Origin of the sequence: Streptomyces yerevanensis (assembly GCF_000716805.1) — a bacterium.
GTDB lineage: Bacteria > Actinomycetota > Actinomycetes > Streptomycetales > Streptomycetaceae > Streptomyces > Streptomyces flaveus.
This window is the reverse complement of the sequence record NZ_JNWJ01000025.1, coordinates 99849-117665: the sequence shown is the minus strand read 5'-3', so window position 1 is coordinate 117665 and position 17817 is coordinate 99849. Positions and strand designations below refer to the sequence as shown.

The following is a 17817-nucleotide window of genomic DNA, read 5'->3' as shown; positions in this document are numbered from 1 at the left end:
ACGGGGCCCTCGGCGTTTCAGTTCCAGGTACGCGCCCGCAGCGGCATCCCCGACACGCCGGACCCGGGGGTCTTCACCGCAAGCACCTGGTTCACACTGATGCCGTTGTGCTCGAAGGCGAGGGCGGAGGCGGCCATGTAGAGCCGCCAGACGCGAGCCCGGCCGGGGCTGGTGAGGCGGACCGCCAGCGGCCAGCCGGCCTCCAGGTTGGCGACCCAGCGGCGCAGGGTGAGCGCGTAGTGCTCGCGAATCGACTCGACGTCCCGCACCTCGAACCCGGCGCTCTCGAGCTGCGTGACGGTGCTGCCGATGGGCGCGAGCTCGCCGTCCGGGAAGACGTACGCGTCGATGAACTCGTCGACCTCGTACGCCGATTCGTCGCGCCGCGGACGTCGGCCGATCTGGTGGTTCAGGAGCCGCCCGCCCGGCTTGAGCAGGGCGAACAGGGTCCGCGCGTACTCCAGATACCGTTCGCTGCCGACGTGTTCGGCCATGCCGACGGAGGAGATCGCGTCGTACGGCCCGTCGGCGACGTCACGGTAGTCCTGGACGCGGATCTCGACGCGGTCGGTGAGCCCTTCGTCGGCGACGCGCTTGCGGGCGTACGCGGCCTGCTCGTGCGACAGCGTGACGCCGACGACACTCACGCCGTGCTCGCGGGCGGCGTGGATGGCCATCGAGCCCCAGCCGCAGCCGACGTCGAGCAGCCGCCCGCCCGGCTTCAAGTCCAGCTTGCGGGCGATGAGTTCGAGCTTGTCGCGCTGGGCGTCCTCGAGGGTGGCGTCCGGGGTGGGCCAGTACGCGCACGAGTAGACCATCGACGGCCCGAGGACGATCTCGTAGAAGTCGTTGCCGACGTCGTAGTGGTGGCTGATGGCGCGTCTGTCGGTGCGCTTGGTGTGCAGATGGGAGCGCCTGCGCACCTCCTCGCGGGGCGGGGCGGGCGGCAGCGGGGGCCACGCCATCCTCACGAGCCCGCGCACGGCGGCCCGTGCCTCCGGATCCCGCAACGTCTCCCCCAGGCTCCGAGCGTCCTCGCCACGCTCCCAGACGAGCCCCGAGATCAGCTCGAGGACGGCGTAGAGGTCACCGTCCACGGTCAGATCACCGGCGACCCAGGCCCGGGCGAGCCCCAACTCCCCTGGCTTCCACAGCAGTCGGCGAAGAGCACGGCGATTACGTACGACGAGGGTCGGGGCACCCGGCGGACCCGCTTCCGAACCGTCCCAGGCGCGCAGACGCACCGGGAGCGGCGCCCCCAGCAGCTGTTCAAGGAGAGTCTCGAGCCGCAGTGCGGCGTCCTGCATGGCGCACACCTCCGTGACGATGGATCCCAGAAGTCCAACACCACGTAAACACCGCGACGACCAAAGCGCAGTCCCGCAAAAGCGTTACATCCACGCAAATTGTGGCGCGGGCGAGAAAACGCCGAAGGAGCCCCCCGCACCACGGATGGCGGGGAGCCCCTTCGGGTCGATCAGTGACCGGAGGTCAGGAGGCCTTGGCCTTCTCCTCCGACTTGGCGCGGGTCGGCGGGAGCTGGGCCTCGGCGGACTGGGCCACCTTGGGCGCCGGCTTGGCCGCCTCGTAGAACTCCTCGCGCGGCGTCTCGATGGCGCCGAGCGAGACGACCTCGCGCTTGAGGAACACCGCGAGCGTCCAGTCGGCGAAGACCCGGATCTTGCGGTTCCACGTCGGCATCGCGAATCCGTGGTAGCTGCGGTGCATGTACCAGGCGAGCCGGCCCTTGAGCTTGATCTTCATCTTGCCCATGACGATCATCGCGACGCCCTTGTGGAGGCCGAGCCCGGCCACCGCACCCTTGTTGGCGTGCGCGTACTCCTTCTGCGGGAAGCCCCGCATACCGGAGATCACGTTGTCGCCGAGGACCCGCGCCTGACGCAGCGCGTGCTGGGCGTTCGGCGGGCACCAGGCGTTCTCGACGCCGGCCTTGCGGGCGGCGACATCCGGCACCTGGGCGTTGTCGCCGGCGGCCCAGATGTAGTCGGTGCCCTGGACCTGGAGGGTCGCCTGGGTGTCGACGTGACCGCGCGGGCCGAGCGGCAGACCGAAGCGGGAGAGGACGGGGTTCGGCTTGACGCCGGCCGTCCAGACGATCGTGCTGGAGTCGACCTCGAGGCCGTTCTTCAGCACCACGTGGCCGTCGACGCAGGAGTCCATGGAGGTGGACAGGTACACCTCGACCCCACGGGACTCCAGGTGCTCCTTGCCGTACGCGCCGAGCTTCGGACCGACCTCGGGAAGGATCTTGTCCGCGGCGTCGACGAGGATGAACCGCATGTCCTCGCGCGACACGTTGGTGTAGTACTTGGCCGCGTCGCGGGCCATGTCCTCGACCTCGCCGATGGTCTCGGCGCCGGCGAAGCCACCGCCGACGAAGACGAAGGTCAGCGCCTTGCGCCGGACCTCTTCGTCGTTCGTGGAGTCCGCCTTGTCGAGCTGCTCAAGCACGTGGTTGCGCAGGCCGATGGCCTCCTCGATGCCCTTCATGCCGATGCCCTGCTCGGCGAGGCCGGGGATCGGGAAGGTGCGGGAGACCGCGCCCATGGCGATGACGAGGTAGTCGAAAGGCAGCTCGTACGCCTCACCCACGAGGGGGGCGATCGTGGCGACCTTGCGGTCCTGGTCGATGGTGGTGACCCGGCCGGTCAGAACTTCCGCCTTGGGCAGCACGCGTCGCAGCGGGACGACGACGTGCCGAGGCGAAATGCTGCCGGCGGCGGCTTCGGGGAGGAAGGGCTGGTAGGTCATGTACGACCGGGGGTCGACGACCGTGACGGTCGCCTCGCCGTAGCGCATCTTCTTCAGAATGCGCCGAGCTGCGTACAGGCCTACGTACCCACCGCCTACTACGAGGATCCTGGGACGCTCCGTGGTGCTCATGCCATCGAGTATCCACCCGTTCCAGGGGGGTAGCTCGTGCGCCCCTTCACAAGCTCCATCGCACCCTCTGCTACACTGCCCGGCTCGCATTCCCCGCCCCCTGCCTCCACAGGGGAACCATGGGGGGCTTTGAGGTGTTGTCAACACCGCGTGAGCTGCTCTTTGGGCCTGTGACCCGGCTGAACCAGTCGCTCGTTCCCCCGCCTTCCGGCACCCCGTTGACGGCCTCGCGCACGCGCTCCGGAACCCCGCACGACCTCTGGCCCGCCCCAGACGCCAAAAACCTCCCCCAGCAGGGCAGATTTCCTTGTGAAGAACTTCACGAACTTTCTCGGCGGAGTATTTCCGAGAGGGTTTCCGGGGCCCCTGGGATGCGCTCATGCGTTACCGAAACTGCTCAGGAGAGATCACCCACGGGTAGCTCAGCGGCCTACTGAAGGTCCTCTGCCGCCTTCCAGGCGATCCCGTCCAGGATGTCGTGCTCGCTCACGACGACCTCCTCCGCTCCGATCCGTTCCATGATCGTCAGGAGTACGAGGGCGCCGGCACCGATGACGTCCACGCGGCCCGGGTGCATCGAGGGGATCGCGGCGCGCTCGGCGTGGGTGGAGGTCAGGAGGGACTCGGTGATCTCGCGGACGCTGGCGTAGGGGACCCGGGAGTGGTGGATGGCGGCCGGGTCGTACGCCGGGAGGTCCTGCGCGATCGCCGACACCGTGGTGACGGAACCCGCGAGGCCGACCAGGGTGCGGGCCTCGCGCAGCGGGACGGCCTGCTCGACGAGGTCGAGGGCCGCCTCGATATCGGCGCGAATGGCGCTGATCTGAGCGGGAGTCGGCGGATCGGCGACCACTCCGTCGTGCACAAGGTGGCGTTCCGTCATGCGTACGCAGCCGATGTCGACCGAGCGTGCGCCGCGTACGTGGTCGTCGCCGACGACGAACTCGGTGGAGCCGCCGCCGATGTCCACGACCAGGTAGGGCTTGGCCAGGTCCTCCCGGCCGCTCAGTTCCTTGGTCGCGCCCGTGAAGGAGAACTCCGCCTCCTCGTCACCGGTGATGACCTCGGGCTCGACGCCCAGGATGTCCAGGACGCCCCGTACGAACTCATCCCTGTTCTCGGCGTCCCGGGACGCGGAGGTCGCCACGAAACGGACGCGCTCCGCTCCGTGCTCTTTGATGATCGCCGCGTACTCCTTGCAGGCGGCGAACGTCCGCTCCAGCGCCTCGGGCGCCAGGCGCCCCGTCCGGTCGACGCCCTGGCCGAGCCGGACGATGGTCATCCGCCGGTCCAGGTCGATGAGTTCGCCGGTCGACGGGTCCGCGTCGGCGACAAGGAGGCGGATGGAGTTCGTACCGCAGTCGATGGCGGCGACGCGGGTCACTTGACGTCCTCCTCGGACTTCCCGGACTCCCCCGAGTCGACGGGCTTGAACGCGAAGTAGCCGGACTCGCCGCTCGCGTCCACCTCCCAGCCCTCTCCCTCAGGAGGCGTCGAGGGCACCACGCACGGCCCCTTCGCCCACCATTCCGGCAGCATCGCGATCGCCTCGTCGCCCAGCGGGTTCACTCCGGGGCCCGCGGCCAGGGAGTGGCCCACGAGGACGTGCAGGCACTTCACACGGTCCGGCATGCCGCCCGCGCTCGGGAAGCCCTCCAGGACCTCGATCGCGTCGCGGCGGGCGAGGTAGTCCTCGTGCGCGGCCCGGTACGCGGCGGCCAGCTCCGGATCCGTCGTCAGGCGTTCTGTCATCTCCTTCATCACGCCGTTCGCCTCCAGCGTGCCGATCGCGGAGGCGGCCCGAGGGCACGTCAGGTAGTACGTCGTCGGGAACGGCGTACCGTCCGGCAGTCGCGGCGCCGTCTCGACCACGTCGGGCTGACCGCACGGGCAACGGTGCGCGATCGCGCGCAGACCGCGCGGCGGGCGCCCGAGCTGCTGCTTGAAGGCCTCGACGTCCGCGTCGGTGGGCTCGGTTCGCGGGGTGGGAGGCGGGGGCGTGTTCATAGTCGTCTTTCTCATCGCATTCACTGGTCGGCGCGGTCGGCCTTGTCGACCCCGTCCCAGACATTGGCGTACCAGGGGCGGGCGGCCGCACCCTGCGTCGTACGCGACTTCTTCGCCGCGTTCGGATCGATCACGATGTAGCCGGTCTCGCCCGGCTTCACGTAGTGCAGGCGCTCGCGGATCCGCTGCTCGGCGTACGCGTCGTCCTGCCAGCGTGCCTTGAGGTCGCGCAGCTGCTCGACCCGCTCACGGGCCTGCTCCCGCTCCCGCTCGTGTTCGGCGATCTCGGCACGCTGGGAGACGTACTGCCGGGTCGGATACGCGAGGGCGACGACGAGGGTGCACAGGACGAGGGCGAGGAGCGCGGCCCGCCCGGTCAGCCGGGAACGGCGGGCCTGGCGCCTGGTCTGGGAGCGGTAGACGCGCGCCGCCGTCTGCTCGCCGAGCACCCGCAGCCTGGTCGCGGTGGAGAACCGGTCCCGGTCCTTCGCGGCCATGTGACGCCTCCCCTTCAGACACGCGTACGTCCCCGCACACGGTACGGGACCGCGTACGGGGACGTAGGCAAGGAGGTGCCTACAGGTGTAGGTCAGCCCTTGAAGCGGGGGAACGCCGAACGGCCCGCGTACACCGCCGCGTCGTCGAGGATCTCCTCGATGCGCAGCAGTTGGTTGTACTTGGCGACGCGGTCCGAGCGGGCCGGGGCGCCGGTCTTGATCTGGCCGCAGTTCACCGCGACGGCGAGGTCGGCGATGGTGACGTCCTCGGTCTCGCCGGAGCGGTGGGACATCATGCACTTGAAGCCGTTGCGCTGGGCCATCTCGACGGCGTCCAGGGTCTCGGTCAGCGAGCCGATCTGGTTGACCTTGACCAGCAGGGCGTTGGCGGAGCCCTCCTCGATACCGCGGGCGAGGCGCTCCGGGTTGGTGACGAAGAGGTCGTCGCCGACGATCTGGACCTTGTCGCCGATCTTGTCGGTGATGACCTTCCAGCCGGCCCAGTCGTCCTCGAACAGCGGGTCCTCGATGGAGACGAGCGGGTACGAGGCGACGAGCTCCTCGTAGTACTCCGTCATCTCGGCGGCCGAGCGCGACTTGCCCTCGAAGAGGTACGCGCCGTCCTTGTAGAACTCGGAGGCGGCGACGTCGAGCGCGAGGGCGACCTGCTCGCCGGGCTGGTAACCGGCCTCCTTGATGGCCTCGATGATGAGGTCGAGGGCGGCGCGGTTGGACTCCAGGTTCGGGGCGAAGCCGCCCTCGTCGCCGAGGCCGGTGGACAGGCCCTTGGTCTTCAGCACCTTCTTGAGGGTGTGGTAGACCTCGGCGCCCCAGCGCAGCGCCTCGGAGAAGGACTCCGCGCCGATGGGGGCGATCATGAACTCCTGGATGTCCACGTTCGAGTCGGCGTGCGAGCCGCCGTTCAGGATGTTCATCATCGGGACCGGCAGCAGGTGCGCGTTCGGACCGCCCAGGTAACGGAACAGCGGGAGGTCGCTGGCCTCGGAGGCCGCGTGCGCGACGGCGAGGGAGACGCCGAGGATGGCGTTGGCGCCGAGCGAGCCCTTGTTGTCGGTGGCGTCCAGGTCGATCATGGCCTGGTCGATCAGCCGCTGCTCGGTGGCGTCGTAACCGACGAGCTCCGGGCCGAGCTGCTCGATGACGGCGAGGACCGCTTTCTCTACACCCTTGCCGAGGTAGCGGTTGGCGTCTCCGTCGCGGAGTTCGACAGCCTCGAAGGCGCCCGTGGAGGCGCCGGACGGAACGGCGGCACGACCCGTGCTGCCGTCGTCGAGGCCGACCTCGACCTCGACCGTGGGATTGCCTCGGGAGTCCAGGATTTCCCGGGCTACGACGACGTCGATGGACGGCACGAGCATCTCCTTCTGGGATGTGACGCGGTTACGCGGGCCGCTGGGCCCGCACAGCGCGAAGCCGCGGCGGCTCCGCGAGGACGAGCCTAACCGGCTCCGGGCGATCGGCCAGCCGTCCGCCCCGCCCATGGACCGAACCGAGAGTAAATTGTTTCCTAACGGAACAAATCCGAAGAGGGCAGAGCAGGGGGCAAGGCAGGGGCAAAAAAGTCCCGCCTCGGTGCGTACGGGGGAAGACGCACCGGGGCGGGACTGTCTGGGGGGCTCAGCTTCAGCCGAGTTGGGGCTCGGCTTCGGCTGAGCTGAGGGCTCAGCCGGCGCCGCTCTGGGGGCCGGGCTTCGGCTGAGCCGGGGACTCAGTTCAGCTGAGGTGCAGCTGCTGGCCCGGGTAGATGACGTCGGCGTTGTCGACGATGTCGTCGTTCAGCTTGTACAGCTTCTGCCAGCCGCCCTTGACCTTCTTCTCCGTGGCGATCTCGCTGAGGGTGTCACCCTTGACGACCTTGTACTCGCCGTCGCCCTTCTTGACCTTCTTGCCGGTCGGGGTGGTGACGGTCTTCTTGGCAGCCGGGCGCTCCGCGGAGCGGGAGGCGCGCTCCTCCTGGGCCGGGGCGCTCTGCTGCTGGGACTGCTGGGTGTTCTCCTGCGCGGCACCGGAGTCGGAGGAGCCGCCGCCGGTGTACCCGGCGCTCGACAGGCCCTTGCCGCAGACCGGCCAGGCGCCCTTGCCCTGGCCCGCGAGAACCTTCTCGGCGATCTCGATCTGCTGGGCCTTGGAGGCCTGGTCGGCGGTGGCGGCGTACTTCGTGCCGCCGTAGCCGGCCCAGGTGGAGGCGGAGAACTGCAGGCCGCCGTAGTAGCCGTTGCCGGTGTTGATGGACCAGTTGCCGCCCGACTCGCACTGGGCGACGGTGTCCCACTCGGAGGCGGTGGCGGCGGAGGCCGTACCCGACACCATCAGCGGGGCGGCGATGGCGGCACCGGTGACACCGGCGAGCGTGGCCATGCGGGTGGCCTTGGACGGGCGACGGTGCTTGCCCTTGCCGGAAAGCAGCATGAAGAGATCCCCTCACCGACGCCTACGAGGTGAGCTGTCGGGTTCGGGCCTGGTGAGTTGCCCGGCCGTACGGATCGCTCCGCACGACTTCACCCCAAGCCGCACCTGGTCTCAACGACCGGGCCCGGCACTTACCTTGGGTCCCCCGCTCCTGCCTACGGCGCTTTACGCGACGACTGTTCCCGTACGGACGTTGGCAGGATTCGGCGTGACGTCCGTCGGGGCCCGCTGTGGCGAGCGGTCACGACCGTAAACATGCGATCCGCCGAATTTCAAAGACGATCAGGGCCTTTGAGATCCATGTCTCACTTTCATCAAACCGGACATTCGGCCCGAACTGCCGCCACTTTTGGGCCGGTTCGGCACCTTGTCGACCGCTCAGTCTGTGCCGAGTTCAAGGCGCTGACCGGGAAGGATGAGGTTCGAGTCGGCGCCGACGGTCTGCCTGTTCGCAGCGTACAAATCGGACCATCCACCTTGGAGGTCAAGGGAGTCGGCGATCGACCAGAGACTGTCTCCGGAACGGACGGTGTACGAGCCGTCCGCCGCGTCCGCTTCGTCGCGTGAGGCACTGCCCGCGCGCGAGGCATGCCGGCCGGCGGAGTCGTCCGTACGGGAGGGTGCGGCATCCTCTTCGGCGCTGCCGCCGCGATGGCGGCCGGTGGCTGCGTCCGCGTCGCCTGTGTTTGTACTCTCACTGCCTGAATCGTCTGCGTTCTGATCGGAGTTGCCCGAGTCGCCCTTTTTTGTCGCATCTGTGGGCGAGCTGTCGGGGCTCGGCGATTCGGCGATGGGGCCACTGTCGGAATCCTGTGACGCATCAGTGGACGACTCGGATTTATCAGACGAGTCCGATTCAGAGGATGTACCGGATGAGCCGGAAGTGTCGGATGAATCATCCTTTACGGAGCCGTCACTTGACGTCTGCCCGGAATCTGAACCCGAGTCAGTGCCCGAGCCCGAGTCCACGCCCGGGTCCACGCCCGGGTCCGCTTCGGTGGACGGGGTGGGAGTGGGCGTGGGCGAGTCCTGCGCCAGGCCGGTGTCGACGTCGGCCGAGTCGGAGTTCTGCGTCAGGCCCGCGATGAGTCCGCAGGTCGCCCAGGGGCCCGTACCCCGGTCCGCGAGGATCTTCTCGGCGACGGCTATCTGCTGCGAGCGGCTGGCCAGGTCGGCGCTCATCGCGTAGTCGAGACCGCCGTACCGCTCCCACTCCTCCTGGGTCATCGAGAGTCCGCCGTACTCCCCGTTGCCGGGGTTGGCGCTCCACGAGCCGCCACTCTCGCACTCCGCGACCGCGTCCCAGGTCGTACCGCTGGCGGCACTCGCACCACTCGCTCCGAGCAGGGGGATCGCGATGGCCGATCCGGTCACCCCTGCCGCGACGAAGAGAGCGGGCGCCTGACGGGGGCGACGGTGTCGACCGTTCCCGGAGAGCATGTGATTGCCTTTCACGCGACAGTGTGTGACATGGGTGTGACCAGTGGGGCTGCTGAGATCCGCTTTCGCGTGAACCTAGTGGGACCCGATCACTTGTCACCAGTAGATGTAGCGTAGATCACGTAAAGATCACGAACTTGAGGGTATGTCAGCTTTGAGCTGGGGGTTCGTCAGTTTGAGCCCGGGGTTCGTCCACGCCGCGGCCGGTACCGTCACCTCGTGAACGCCCCATACCTCGGACCCGAACTCTTCACCTGGGAGTTCGCCAGCGACCCCTATCCCGCCTACGCATGGCTCCGCGAGCACGCACCCGTACACCGCACCACGCTCCCCAGCGGCGTCGAGGCATGGCTCGTGACTCGGTACGCGGACGCCAAGCAGGCCCTGGCCGACCAGCGACTCTCCAAGAATCCCGTGCACCATTCCGAGGACGCCCACGGCAAGAGCAAGACGGGCATCCCCGGCGAGCGCAGCGCCAACCTGATGACCCATCTGCTCAACATCGACCCGCCGGACCACACGCGGCTCCGCCGGCTCGTCTCCAAGGCGTTCACACCCCGTCGCGTGGCCGAATTCACGCCTCGCGTCCAGGAGTTGACCGACCAGCTCATCGACCAGTTCGCGCACAAGGGCTCCGCCGACCTCATCCACGAGTTCGCGTTCCCCCTCCCCATCTACGCCATCTGTGACCTGCTCGGCGTCCCCCGCGAGGACCAGGACGACTTCCGGGACTGGGCGGGGATGATGATCCGGCACGGGGGTGGGCCGCGCGGCGGCGTCGCACGGTCCGTGAAGAAGATGCGCGGCTATCTCGCCGAACTGATCCACCGCAAACGGGAGGCACTTCCGGACACCCCCGGCCCCGGCGAAGACCTCATCTCCGGGCTCATCCGCGCCTCCGACCACGGCGAACACCTCACCGAGAACGAAGCCGCGGCCATGTGTTTCGTACTGCTGTTCGCAGGTTTCGAAACGACCATCAACCTCATCGGCAACGGCACGTACGCACTGCTCCGCAACCCGAAGCAGCGCGCACAACTGCAGAAGTCCATCGAGCGTGGCGAACAAGAACTGCTCGACACCGGCATCGAAGAGCTTCTCCGTTACGACGGCCCCGTCGAACTGGCTACTTGGCGCTATGCGACCGAGCCCCTCGAAATCGGCGGACAACGCATCGCTTCCGGCGACCCCGTACTCGTGGTCCTCGCCGCTGCCGACCGTGATCCCGCGCGTTTCGACGAGCCGGACACGCTCGACCTCTCCCGCCGGGACAACCAGCACCTCGGCTACGGGCATGGCATCCACTATTGCCTCGGCGCCCCACTCGCCCGCCTGGAAGGCCGCACCGCCCTGGCCACCTTGCTGCGCCGGCTGCCCGACCTTCGGCTCGCCGCCGATTCCGCGGACCTGCGCTGGCGAGGCGGCCTGATCATGCGCGGTCTGCGCAACCTCCCTGTGGAGTTCACGCCCGTACGCCCTTGACCGTGACCGCCCTTGGGGTTCCGCGTCAGCCCTCCGTCGCCCGTATCGCATCCCGATACGCTCGCGCAGCGGCCCGCAGGGCCGCCTCCGGGTCCACGCCCTCCGCCTCGGCTCGTACGGCCATCGCGAGCAGGTCGTAGCCGATGCCCTCGCCCTGGGGTATCGGCACCTCAAGTCCCGCTGTGCGCACGCGGGATGCCAGTTTCGCTGCCAGTGCCAGGCCGGGCTGGCCCAGTGGCACTCCTTCCGTGACGGATGTCCGCTGCTTTTCCACCGCCTTGGTGCGCAGCCAGTGTTCCTTGACCTCTTCGGGGGTCGCGGCGGTTTCGTCGCCGAAGACGTGGGGGTGGCGGTGGATGAGCTTGGTGACGATGGTGCCTGCGACGTCGTCCACGGAGAAGGGTTCCTCGGGGTCCTCTTCCGCTATCCGGGCGTGGAAGACGACCTGGAGCAGGACATCGCCCAGTTCCTCCCGCAGTTCGTGACGGTCGCCCTCCTCGATCGCCTCGACGAGTTCGTACGCCTCCTCGATGCCGTATTTCGCGAGGCCCTTGTGGGTCTGCCGGGACGACCAGGGGCATTCGGCGCGGATGCGGTCCATGACCTGGACGAGGTCGAGGAGGCGGGCGCCGGGGAGGTCGTACGAGGCGGGGAGCAGTTCGAGGTCGGGCATCTGGACTCGGCCGGAGCCGGCCAGGCGGGCCAGCCCGTCGGTCAGTTGCGGCTCGCCCTCGCCCGTGGCGACCACCGTCACCGTGCGGCCGCCGGTGCAGGCGTCGACGAGTTCCTCGGCGGTCGGCTCGGCCTCGTCGACCTTGACGCCGGCCTCGCGCAGATACGGCAGCTGGGGGTGAGCGCCGTCCGCGCACAGGACGCGGTCGGCGCCGTGCAGCGCCTGCCAGGCGGGCCAGGACAGGAGCCCGGGCGCGACGCGGTGGCTGGTGGTGAGCAGGACGATGCGCCCAGGGTTGGATGCGTTCACCCCTCGAACGTAACCCACGCCACTGACATCAAGGTCAGGCAACGGATGGGGACAGCGGTTACGCGGTCTCCTGGCTGCCCGCCTGTGTGACCTGGCGCAGCCACGGCAGCTTGGCCTCGACGCGGCTGTTCTTCTTGGCGTCCCAGGTGCCGTAACGCGGGTTCAGGTCGATGTCGAGTTTCTTGGAGGCGTCGGACAGGGCTGCCCAGAACGCGGGTCCGCTGGTGTCGGTGCCGAGCTTGGCGGCGAGCTTCTGGGCCTCGAGCTGGAGGCGGAGGTTCTCGTCGATCCGCTGCGGCGGGATGCCGTACTGCTGCAACCAGCTCGCTTCCAGGGCCTTGACGCCACCCGGCTGGTTCTCGAGGTTGGCGCGGGTTTGCGTGACCTCCTTGCGGGAGACGGTCACGCCCGCGTCCTGGGCGGCCTGGTGCAGCACACGGTCGAGGACCATGTTGTTCAGGATCTCGCGGGTGAGGCCGCCGGACTGGGCGATGGCCTGCTCGTACTGGGCGTCGTCCGTGACGGCGGCCCGCTGGGCGGTACGCACCTCGGTCACCCGGTTCTCCAGCTGGGAGACCGTGATCCGGTCGTCGCCGACGACGGCCGCGGCACCGGGATGCGCCTCGTCCGAGCAGGCGGTGAGGAGGGGTGCCGCGGTGGCGAGCGTGGCGGCGAGGAGGAGCGCGGTGCGACGGCGGCGGTGCAAGGGAGAACCTCCATGGGGAGCTTGTGCGACGGTGCACAAAGTCTTGCGATGATCGATGGTAGGCAGGGGACCGGCTCTCGGCCACCCATTCGACCCAACGATTCGCCAAAGGTTCCGTACTGCCCCGAAGCCCCTGTGGCCCCACTAACCGCGCACTTGGCCCAGCCACTGCAACGTCCGCCGGATCTCCACCGCCATCGGCTGCCCCGGCCCCTGGAGGCGTTCCACGTCGAGGAGCAGTCGGGCCAGGGTTTCGTGGGCGGCGCCTCGGTCGCCGAGGGCGAGCAGGAGGTGGCCGATGCGGCGGCGTACGTCGTAGGAGAGCTCGGGGTCGCCGGCCACGTACTGGTTCTCGTAGTACGGCAGCAGGGACCGGTATTCCGCGAGCGCGGCGGCGGGTTCGCCGAGCTGTTCGAGGCACTGGGCGGCCTCGTAGCGGAAGCGCAGGGACTGCGGGTCGGCGTGGCCTGCCTCCTTGGCGCGCTCGTCGGCGAGGCGGCGCAGTTCGGGCAGGGCGCGGCGGAACTGGCCGTCGTCCATCAGCGTGGCCGCGTACTGCTTGCGCAGGGTGCGGACGACGGGCGAGTGCTCGCCGTGCTGCTCGGCGGCGGTCGGGAGGATCGAGCCGAGGATGTCGACGGCCTGCGTGATACGGCCCTCGCCGAGGAGCTGCTTGACCTCGTCGACGGCGCGCGCGACATCGGGTTTCTCCACGGTGGGGGTGGCCTGCGGCTGGGCCGCGGGGGTGCGGGCCCGGTCGGGCCAGGGGGCGTGCGGGCGCAGGAAGGGGCGCGCCGGGTCGAGCGGGCCGCCGCTGGGGATTCCGCGCGCGGGGAGCATCGGGAGCAGTTGCTCGTAGGTGTCCTGCGCGGAGGCCGGGCGGTGCTGCGGGTCCTTGGAGAGCAGGCGCAGGACGAGGGCTTCGAGCGGCTCGGGGACTTCGGGGCGCAGTTGGCGTACCGGAACGGGCGGTTCGTAGAGGTGCCGGTGGAGCACGCCGAGGGCGGTGGAGCCGGAGAACGGCACGTCTCCGCTGAGCAGTTCGTGCAGCAGCACGCCGAGCGCGTACAGGTCGGTGTACGGGCCGACGGCGCCGCCCATCGCCTGCTCGGGCGCCATATAGGCGGGGCTGCCGATGGGTGAGCCGGTGTGGGTGAGGCGGGTCGTGTCCGTGTCCATGACGGAGGCGACGCCGAGGTCGAGGACGGTGACCGTGCCGTCCTGCTTGACCATGACATTGCGGGGCTTCAGGTCACGGTGCACGATCGGCACGGCATGCACCGCGGACAGTACGGCGCACAGCTGGGCGGCGACCGCGACGGCCCACTGCCAGGGGTACGGATCGTGTTCGGCGAGGTGGCCGGCGAGGTCGACTCCGTCGACGTACTGCATGACGAGGAACAGCTCCTCGCCCTCGATGCCGGCGTCGTGCACGGTGACCAGGCCGGGGTGGTCGACCTGGGCGGTGACGCGGCACTCGCGTACGAACCGGCGGCGCAGCTCGTCGGCCTCGTGGCCCGCGACCTTGTCGGGGCGCAGCAGTTTGACCGCGACGCGGCGGTCCAGGCGCTGATCGTATGCCGTCCACACCTGGCCCATGCCGCCCTGGCCGATGAGCGTGGACAGTTCGTAGCGGCCGGTGATCACACGTCCCGACGCCACGGTCACCTGCCGTCCTCGTGCTTGCGGAGGTAGTCACTCAGCTCGTCGAGCTCGGCGCGCACCTGGTCGATCCGGACGGGCGCGGGGCGCTGCGGGGGCGGCGGGGTGGGTGCCGACTGGGGTGGGGGAGGCTGTGGGACGGGTGTGCCGCCGTACGGCTGGGGGGCGGGCGGCTGCGGGACGGGTGTGCCGCCGTGGGGGGCGGGCGGCGCTTGCTGGTAGCCGTAGAGGGTCGTCTGCTGGGGCGGCATGTTGGCCATGGGCATGGGCCGCCCGTAGTAGTGGATGTCCACGACCAGGAAGTAGATGGCGCAGGCCAGGCCGTTCAGCATCATGAGGATCAGGCCCAGGGAGCCGGCCGGGCTGCTGAAGTCGTCGGTGTCGTCGGTGCTCATGAGCCCGATGGCGAAGGTCCAGATCACGATCGAGGCTGCGAAGGCCCACCACTCGCGCTGCCGGCGGGTCACCAGGGCGGCCCGCAGCGTCGCCGGCCAGGGGAGCATCCCGCAGGTCATCAGGGGCAGCGCCGTGAGGATCACGCGCAGCGTCACCACCGCCCCCGTCGAGGGTCGACGCGGCGGTGGCGGCGCGTAGCCGTGGCCGTGCATGGATGCTCCTGAAGACCTGATACCGGCAGACATACGAATGTGAAGACGAGCGTATAGGCCGACAAGGACAACGGTCCCTGCTTGTACCGAACCGTTGTAACGCCGAGCACCTACGGGGCTACTCAGTTCGCGTGGAACCGTTCCGGCGCCGTTGTCGGGTTTCCGCCCGAGGGGAGCTTCTGCCCGGGGCACCCGGCCAGCACCCCCTCCATGGCGGCCTTCTCGGCGGCCGTGACCCACAGCCCGTACTTCTTCTTCACGGCCACCTGCCCTGCCACATACGTACAGCGGTACGCCTTGTTGGGCGGGAGCCAGGTCGCCGTGTCACCGTCGCTCTTGCTGCGGTTGGTGCTCGCGTCGACGGCGAGGAGGTTGAGCGGGTCGTTGGCCAGGGCTATTCGCTTGCTGGGGTCCCACTGCTGGGCGCCCTTCTGCCAGGCGTCCGACAGGGCGACGACGTGGTCTATGTCGACCTGACTGCGGCCGCGTACGAACGTCACGTCCTTGTTGGTGTACGGGTCCGGGTCCAGCGTCCCCGACCTGACCTCACAGTCGCCGTCGCTGAACTTCACGTCCTTCAGATCCCGCTTGAGTATGTCGTCGCGGGTTCCACAGCCGTTCGAGTCGGTGTCGGCCCAGGGGCTGCCGAACTTGTCTCGGTCGTATCCCGTCTTGGGTGCCCTCCCCTTGACGGTCAGCGAGTCGACAGCGGCGCGGGCGGCGCCACCGGCCGATTCACCGGACCCGGCCGAAGCCGATGACTCCGCCGGTTCGTCCGGTCCCGCCGAGCCCGTGCTGTCCACGGTGCACCCGGTCACTGCGAGCAGCATGACGGCAGCACCGGCACCCCTGGTCCAGAGCGTCATGCGCGCTCTCCTTCCCTTGCCTCCCCGGATCCGCCCTGGTCGGGCGGTTACCGCTGGTCCTCACAGTAGCGACCGGGGGTCCGGGCCGTAACGGAGCTCAAGGGCAGAGCGGCGCACACCCCGGAGCGTCGCCGCGCGTGAGCGTCCTCCTCACACCTTCCCGATCCCCAACGTCGTCTCCGACGGCAGCAGCCCCGAGCCCAGCACCGCAATCCAGAACTCACCCAGCAGATCGGCGAGTTGAGCAACGGCATCCGGGCCCAGCGCCTGCCAGGGCGCGGCAGCGAGTTCGTCGGTGTGCTGCTCGACCGACTTACGCAGGGCGCGGCCCGCCGCCGTCGCCGTGCCATCCGCGTTCAACAGGCCCCGCTCGATGAGCCGTTCACTCGCGGCGGACCATTCCTCGGAGCGCCAGCCGCGGCTCTCGAAGCGCTCCACCGAGGCGGCGCCTATCGCCGCGAACGAGACGAGGGACTCGATCGGGTCCAGGCCCGCGACGAGCAGCGCGGCCAGGTGCCCGTCGCCTCGGTGCTCGCGCAGGATCGTCGCCGCGTGCCAGAGCTGTTGGTGCGGGGCCTGTGGCCAGGGCAGCTCGGCGTTGGCGGCGGCCAGGGGGCGACCCGCCGTGTTCGCGGATTCGGCCGCGCGCCGGGCCAGGGCGGCGGCTTCGGCGAGTTCGGGGCTGTGTATGCGGTCGCCGAATATCGCTCCGTACGCCCGGCCGATCCCGCGCTCCCGTGCCGCGAGCAGCCGGTCAGGGCTCGCGATCTCCCACGCCGGATCCATGTGCTGGGTGACCATCCGCGGGCTGAAGCTGTAGAACGCGGAGGCCACCCGCTCACTCCCGACCGCGCCCAACGGGGCCGCCCGCAACGGGAAGTAGCTCGGCCACCGCTCCTCGACGCCGAAGCCGAGCGCGGCCGACTCCTCGAAGACCTCCGGCGCGTAATAGACCACGGCGTGCAGCGGCTCGAGCAGGTGCCACATCTGGCGCACCTTGCCGAGCTCGACCTCGCCGTCCCGCACGGACGTACCGACGTTCACAGACATGACGTAACCCCTCGTCCCGTTCTCGCCCCTTCGACAACTTGACACTGGCTAGATTGCCCGACCCCGCCCAACTTGTCAATGCCTAGATTCTGCGTACGCTGCTGCCCATGAGCGACACCACCGAGCCGGATCGCACGAAGCCGGACCCCGCGAAGCCGGACCGCCGCCGCCCCTACCACCACGGCGACCTGCGCCGCGCGATCCTGGCCGCCGCCCTGGACGTCATCTCCGCCGAGGGCCCCTCCGCCCTGAGCCTTCGCGATCTGGCCCGCCGCGCGGGCGTCTCGCACGCTGCGCCTGCCCATCACTTCAAGGACCGCACGGGTCTGCTCACCGCCATCGCGGCAGAGGGGTACGGGCTCTTGGCGGCCACGCTCACGGAGGCCGAGGACCTGCGCGACGCCGGCGTCCGCTACGTACGATTCGCGTGCGAGCACCCGGCGCACTTCCAGGTGATGTTCGCGCCTGAGCTGCTCCGCGAGAACGATCTGGAACTCACGACGGCCAGAGCCCTCGCGGGCGAGCGCCTGCGCGAGGCGGTAGCCGCCGTACCGCCCTCCGGACGCGGCCCAGACCCCCGCCTCGCCGGTGTCGCCGCCTGGTCCCTGGCCCACGGCTTCGCGACGCTCCTGCTCAGCCACAACCTGGACGGCCCGGTGGGTGACCAGGACCCGGAGGACGTCTTCCGCCTGCTGACGGGGATGCTGTTCCAGTCGCGGTCGGGCTGACCCAGGCGCTGGTGTCGCCGATCTCGCCCATTGACAGCCCATCGCCAGCAGGAGGAGCCCGGCATGGCCCACCCACCCCGCACACTCAGCGGTGTCCTGATCGCCGAGAGCCTGCGTGTCGGCAGCGAGTTGAGCGGCGTTCCACTCCAGGTCACGGCGATTCAGCGCATCGCGGTCGGCAACGCGACGGCCGACCAGCCCGAGCAGTGGACCCTGCTGGACTTCCGGGCGCCTCAGGACGCGGCCGAGCCACTGGCCGGCGCGCTGGCCAACTGCCTGGCGCCGACCGGCGGCTGGTACGTCAACTACAGCACCGCGACCGAGGCCTTCGTCGTCTTCGCCGACCGCGTCTTCCGCTACCCGCGCGGTGACGCGAAGGCTCGCGCCGAAGTGGAGGCGTACGCCCGCTCAGTGGGCGTACCGGCACCCCAACTGGACTGGAAGGACTGAGTCAC

General features: G+C 69.4%; 17 protein-coding genes and 1 riboswitch. Of the genes, 3 read left to right on the top strand and 14 right to left on the bottom strand.

The genetic code is table 11. From position 1 onward, the window contains the following. Positions 1 to 17: 17 nt before the first annotated feature. From OP79_RS25385 to OP79_RS25350, 8 genes are all read right to left on the bottom strand, one after another. Positions 18 to 1307, bottom strand: coding sequence for an SAM-dependent methyltransferase (locus OP79_RS25385; protein ID WP_033323168.1), 1290 nt, complete (start codon positions 1305 to 1307; stop codon positions 18 to 20). Between the two features lie 184 nt (positions 1308 to 1491). Continuing rightward, positions 1492 to 2904 (bottom strand): NAD(P)/FAD-dependent oxidoreductase, encoded by a 1413-nt coding sequence (locus tag OP79_RS25380; protein WP_033323166.1) that lies wholly within the window; start codon positions 2902 to 2904, stop codon positions 1492 to 1494. Between the two features lie 430 nt (positions 2905 to 3334). After that, positions 3335 to 4288 (bottom strand): Ppx/GppA phosphatase family protein, encoded by a 954-nt coding sequence (locus OP79_RS25375; RefSeq protein WP_033323164.1) that lies wholly within the window; start codon positions 4286 to 4288, stop codon positions 3335 to 3337. Next, entirely contained in the window at positions 4285 to 4911 is a 627-nt protein-coding gene (locus OP79_RS25370) for a DUF501 domain-containing protein (RefSeq protein WP_033323162.1), read from the bottom strand. The genes OP79_RS25375 and OP79_RS25370 overlap by 4 nt, the downstream gene beginning before the upstream one ends. Positions 4912 to 4931: 20 nt before the next feature. Further along, complete coding sequence (locus tag OP79_RS25365; protein ID WP_033323160.1) at positions 4932 to 5408, bottom strand: FtsB family cell division protein; 477 nt, start codon at positions 5406 to 5408, stop codon at positions 4932 to 4934. 92 nt (positions 5409 to 5500) lie between these two features. Next, positions 5501 to 6787, bottom strand: a complete 1287-nt coding sequence (gene eno / locus OP79_RS25360) for a phosphopyruvate hydratase (RefSeq protein WP_033323157.1) — start codon at positions 6785 to 6787, stop codon at positions 5501 to 5503. A gap of 355 nt (positions 6788 to 7142) precedes the next feature. Beyond that, a complete protein-coding gene (locus OP79_RS25355; RefSeq protein ID WP_033323156.1) occupies positions 7143 to 7838 on the bottom strand; it encodes a LysM peptidoglycan-binding domain-containing protein in 696 nt (231 codons plus the stop codon). Positions 7839 to 7842: 4 nt separating this feature from the next. Beyond that, positions 7843 to 8011, bottom strand: a riboswitch (cyclic di-AMP (ydaO/yuaA leader). 205 nt (positions 8012 to 8216) lie between these two features. Beyond that, on the bottom strand, positions 8217 to 9293 hold the full coding sequence (locus tag OP79_RS25350) for a LysM peptidoglycan-binding domain-containing protein (protein ID WP_342669552.1): 1077 nt from the start codon (positions 9291 to 9293) through the stop codon (positions 8217 to 8219). A gap of 204 nt (positions 9294 to 9497) precedes the next feature. On the opposite strand from OP79_RS25350, the gene OP79_RS25345 reads away from it, so the two are divergent. After that, positions 9498 to 10760 carry a cytochrome P450 family protein gene (locus tag OP79_RS25345; protein ID WP_033323152.1) on the top strand — a complete coding sequence of 421 codons (1263 nt, stop codon included), beginning with the start codon at positions 9498 to 9500 and terminating at the stop codon, positions 10758 to 10760. 25 nt (positions 10761 to 10785) lie between these two features. On the opposite strand, the gene OP79_RS25340 is transcribed toward OP79_RS25345, so the two are convergent. The 6 genes from OP79_RS25340 to OP79_RS25315 form a co-directional block, all read right to left on the bottom strand. Next, the gene (locus OP79_RS25340; protein WP_425428603.1) at positions 10786 to 11760 is read right to left on the bottom strand and encodes a nucleoside triphosphate pyrophosphohydrolase; all 975 of its coding nucleotides are present in this window, start codon (positions 11758 to 11760) and stop codon (positions 10786 to 10788) included. 40 nt (positions 11761 to 11800) lie between these two features. Then, positions 11801 to 12448: a SurA N-terminal domain-containing protein gene (locus tag OP79_RS25335; protein WP_033323148.1), complete on the bottom strand. Its 648-nt coding sequence runs from the start codon at positions 12446 to 12448 to the stop codon at positions 11801 to 11803. A 144-nt stretch (positions 12449 to 12592) separates the two neighbouring features. Further along, the gene (locus tag OP79_RS25330) at positions 12593 to 14074 is read right to left on the bottom strand and encodes a serine/threonine-protein kinase (protein WP_281193240.1); all 1482 of its coding nucleotides are present in this window, start codon (positions 14072 to 14074) and stop codon (positions 12593 to 12595) included. Positions 14075 to 14112: 38 nt separating this feature from the next. Beyond that, complete coding sequence (locus tag OP79_RS25325) at positions 14113 to 14718, bottom strand: hypothetical protein (protein WP_033323144.1); 606 nt, start codon at positions 14716 to 14718, stop codon at positions 14113 to 14115. Positions 14719 to 14840: 122 nt separating this feature from the next. Then, complete coding sequence (locus OP79_RS25320) at positions 14841 to 15584, bottom strand: HNH endonuclease family protein (protein WP_033323142.1); 744 nt, start codon at positions 15582 to 15584, stop codon at positions 14841 to 14843. Positions 15585 to 15734: 150 nt separating this feature from the next. Next, positions 15735 to 16634 (bottom strand): SCO6745 family protein, encoded by a 900-nt coding sequence (locus OP79_RS25315; RefSeq protein ID WP_051744909.1) that lies wholly within the window; start codon positions 16632 to 16634, stop codon positions 15735 to 15737. Between the two features lie 107 nt (positions 16635 to 16741). On the opposite strand from OP79_RS25315, the gene OP79_RS25310 reads away from it, so the two are divergent. Together OP79_RS25310 and OP79_RS25305 are read left to right on the top strand one after the other, a co-directional pair. After that, complete coding sequence (locus OP79_RS25310; RefSeq protein ID WP_051744908.1) at positions 16742 to 17362, top strand: TetR/AcrR family transcriptional regulator; 621 nt, start codon at positions 16742 to 16744, stop codon at positions 17360 to 17362. Positions 17363 to 17425: 63 nt separating this feature from the next. Then, the gene (locus OP79_RS25305; protein ID WP_033323138.1) at positions 17426 to 17812 is read left to right on the top strand and encodes a hypothetical protein; all 387 of its coding nucleotides are present in this window, start codon (positions 17426 to 17428) and stop codon (positions 17810 to 17812) included. Positions 17813 to 17817: the final 5 nt, after the last annotated feature.

Bases quoted from the DNA above. Each gene is read 5' to 3' on its own strand.
- OP79_RS25385 (WP_033323168.1), bottom strand. From the start codon at position 1,307: ATGCAGGACGCCGCACTGCGGCTCGAGACTCTCCTTGAACAGCTGCTG.
- OP79_RS25380 (WP_033323166.1), bottom strand. From the start codon at position 2,904: ATGAGCACCACGGAGCGTCCCAGGATCCTCGTAGTAGGCGGTGGGTAC.
- OP79_RS25370 (WP_033323162.1), bottom strand. From the start codon at position 4,911: ATGAACACGCCCCCGCCTCCCACCCCGCGAACCGAGCCCACCGACGCG.
- OP79_RS25365 (WP_033323160.1), bottom strand. From the start codon at position 5,408: ATGGCCGCGAAGGACCGGGACCGGTTCTCCACCGCGACCAGGCTGCGG.
- eno (WP_033323157.1), bottom strand. From the start codon at position 6,787: ATGCTCGTGCCGTCCATCGACGTCGTCGTAGCCCGGGAAATCCTGGAC.
- OP79_RS25355 (WP_033323156.1), bottom strand. From the start codon at position 7,838: ATGCTGCTTTCCGGCAAGGGCAAGCACCGTCGCCCGTCCAAGGCCACC.
- OP79_RS25325 (WP_033323144.1), bottom strand. From the start codon at position 14,718: ATGCACGGCCACGGCTACGCGCCGCCACCGCCGCGTCGACCCTCGACG.
- OP79_RS25320 (WP_033323142.1), bottom strand. From the start codon at position 15,584: ATGACGCTCTGGACCAGGGGTGCCGGTGCTGCCGTCATGCTGCTCGCA.
- OP79_RS25315 (WP_051744909.1), bottom strand. From the start codon at position 16,634: ATGTCTGTGAACGTCGGTACGTCCGTGCGGGACGGCGAGGTCGAGCTC.
- OP79_RS25310 (WP_051744908.1), top strand. From the start codon at position 16,742: ATGAGCGACACCACCGAGCCGGATCGCACGAAGCCGGACCCCGCGAAG.
- OP79_RS25305 (WP_033323138.1), top strand. From the start codon at position 17,426: ATGGCCCACCCACCCCGCACACTCAGCGGTGTCCTGATCGCCGAGAGC.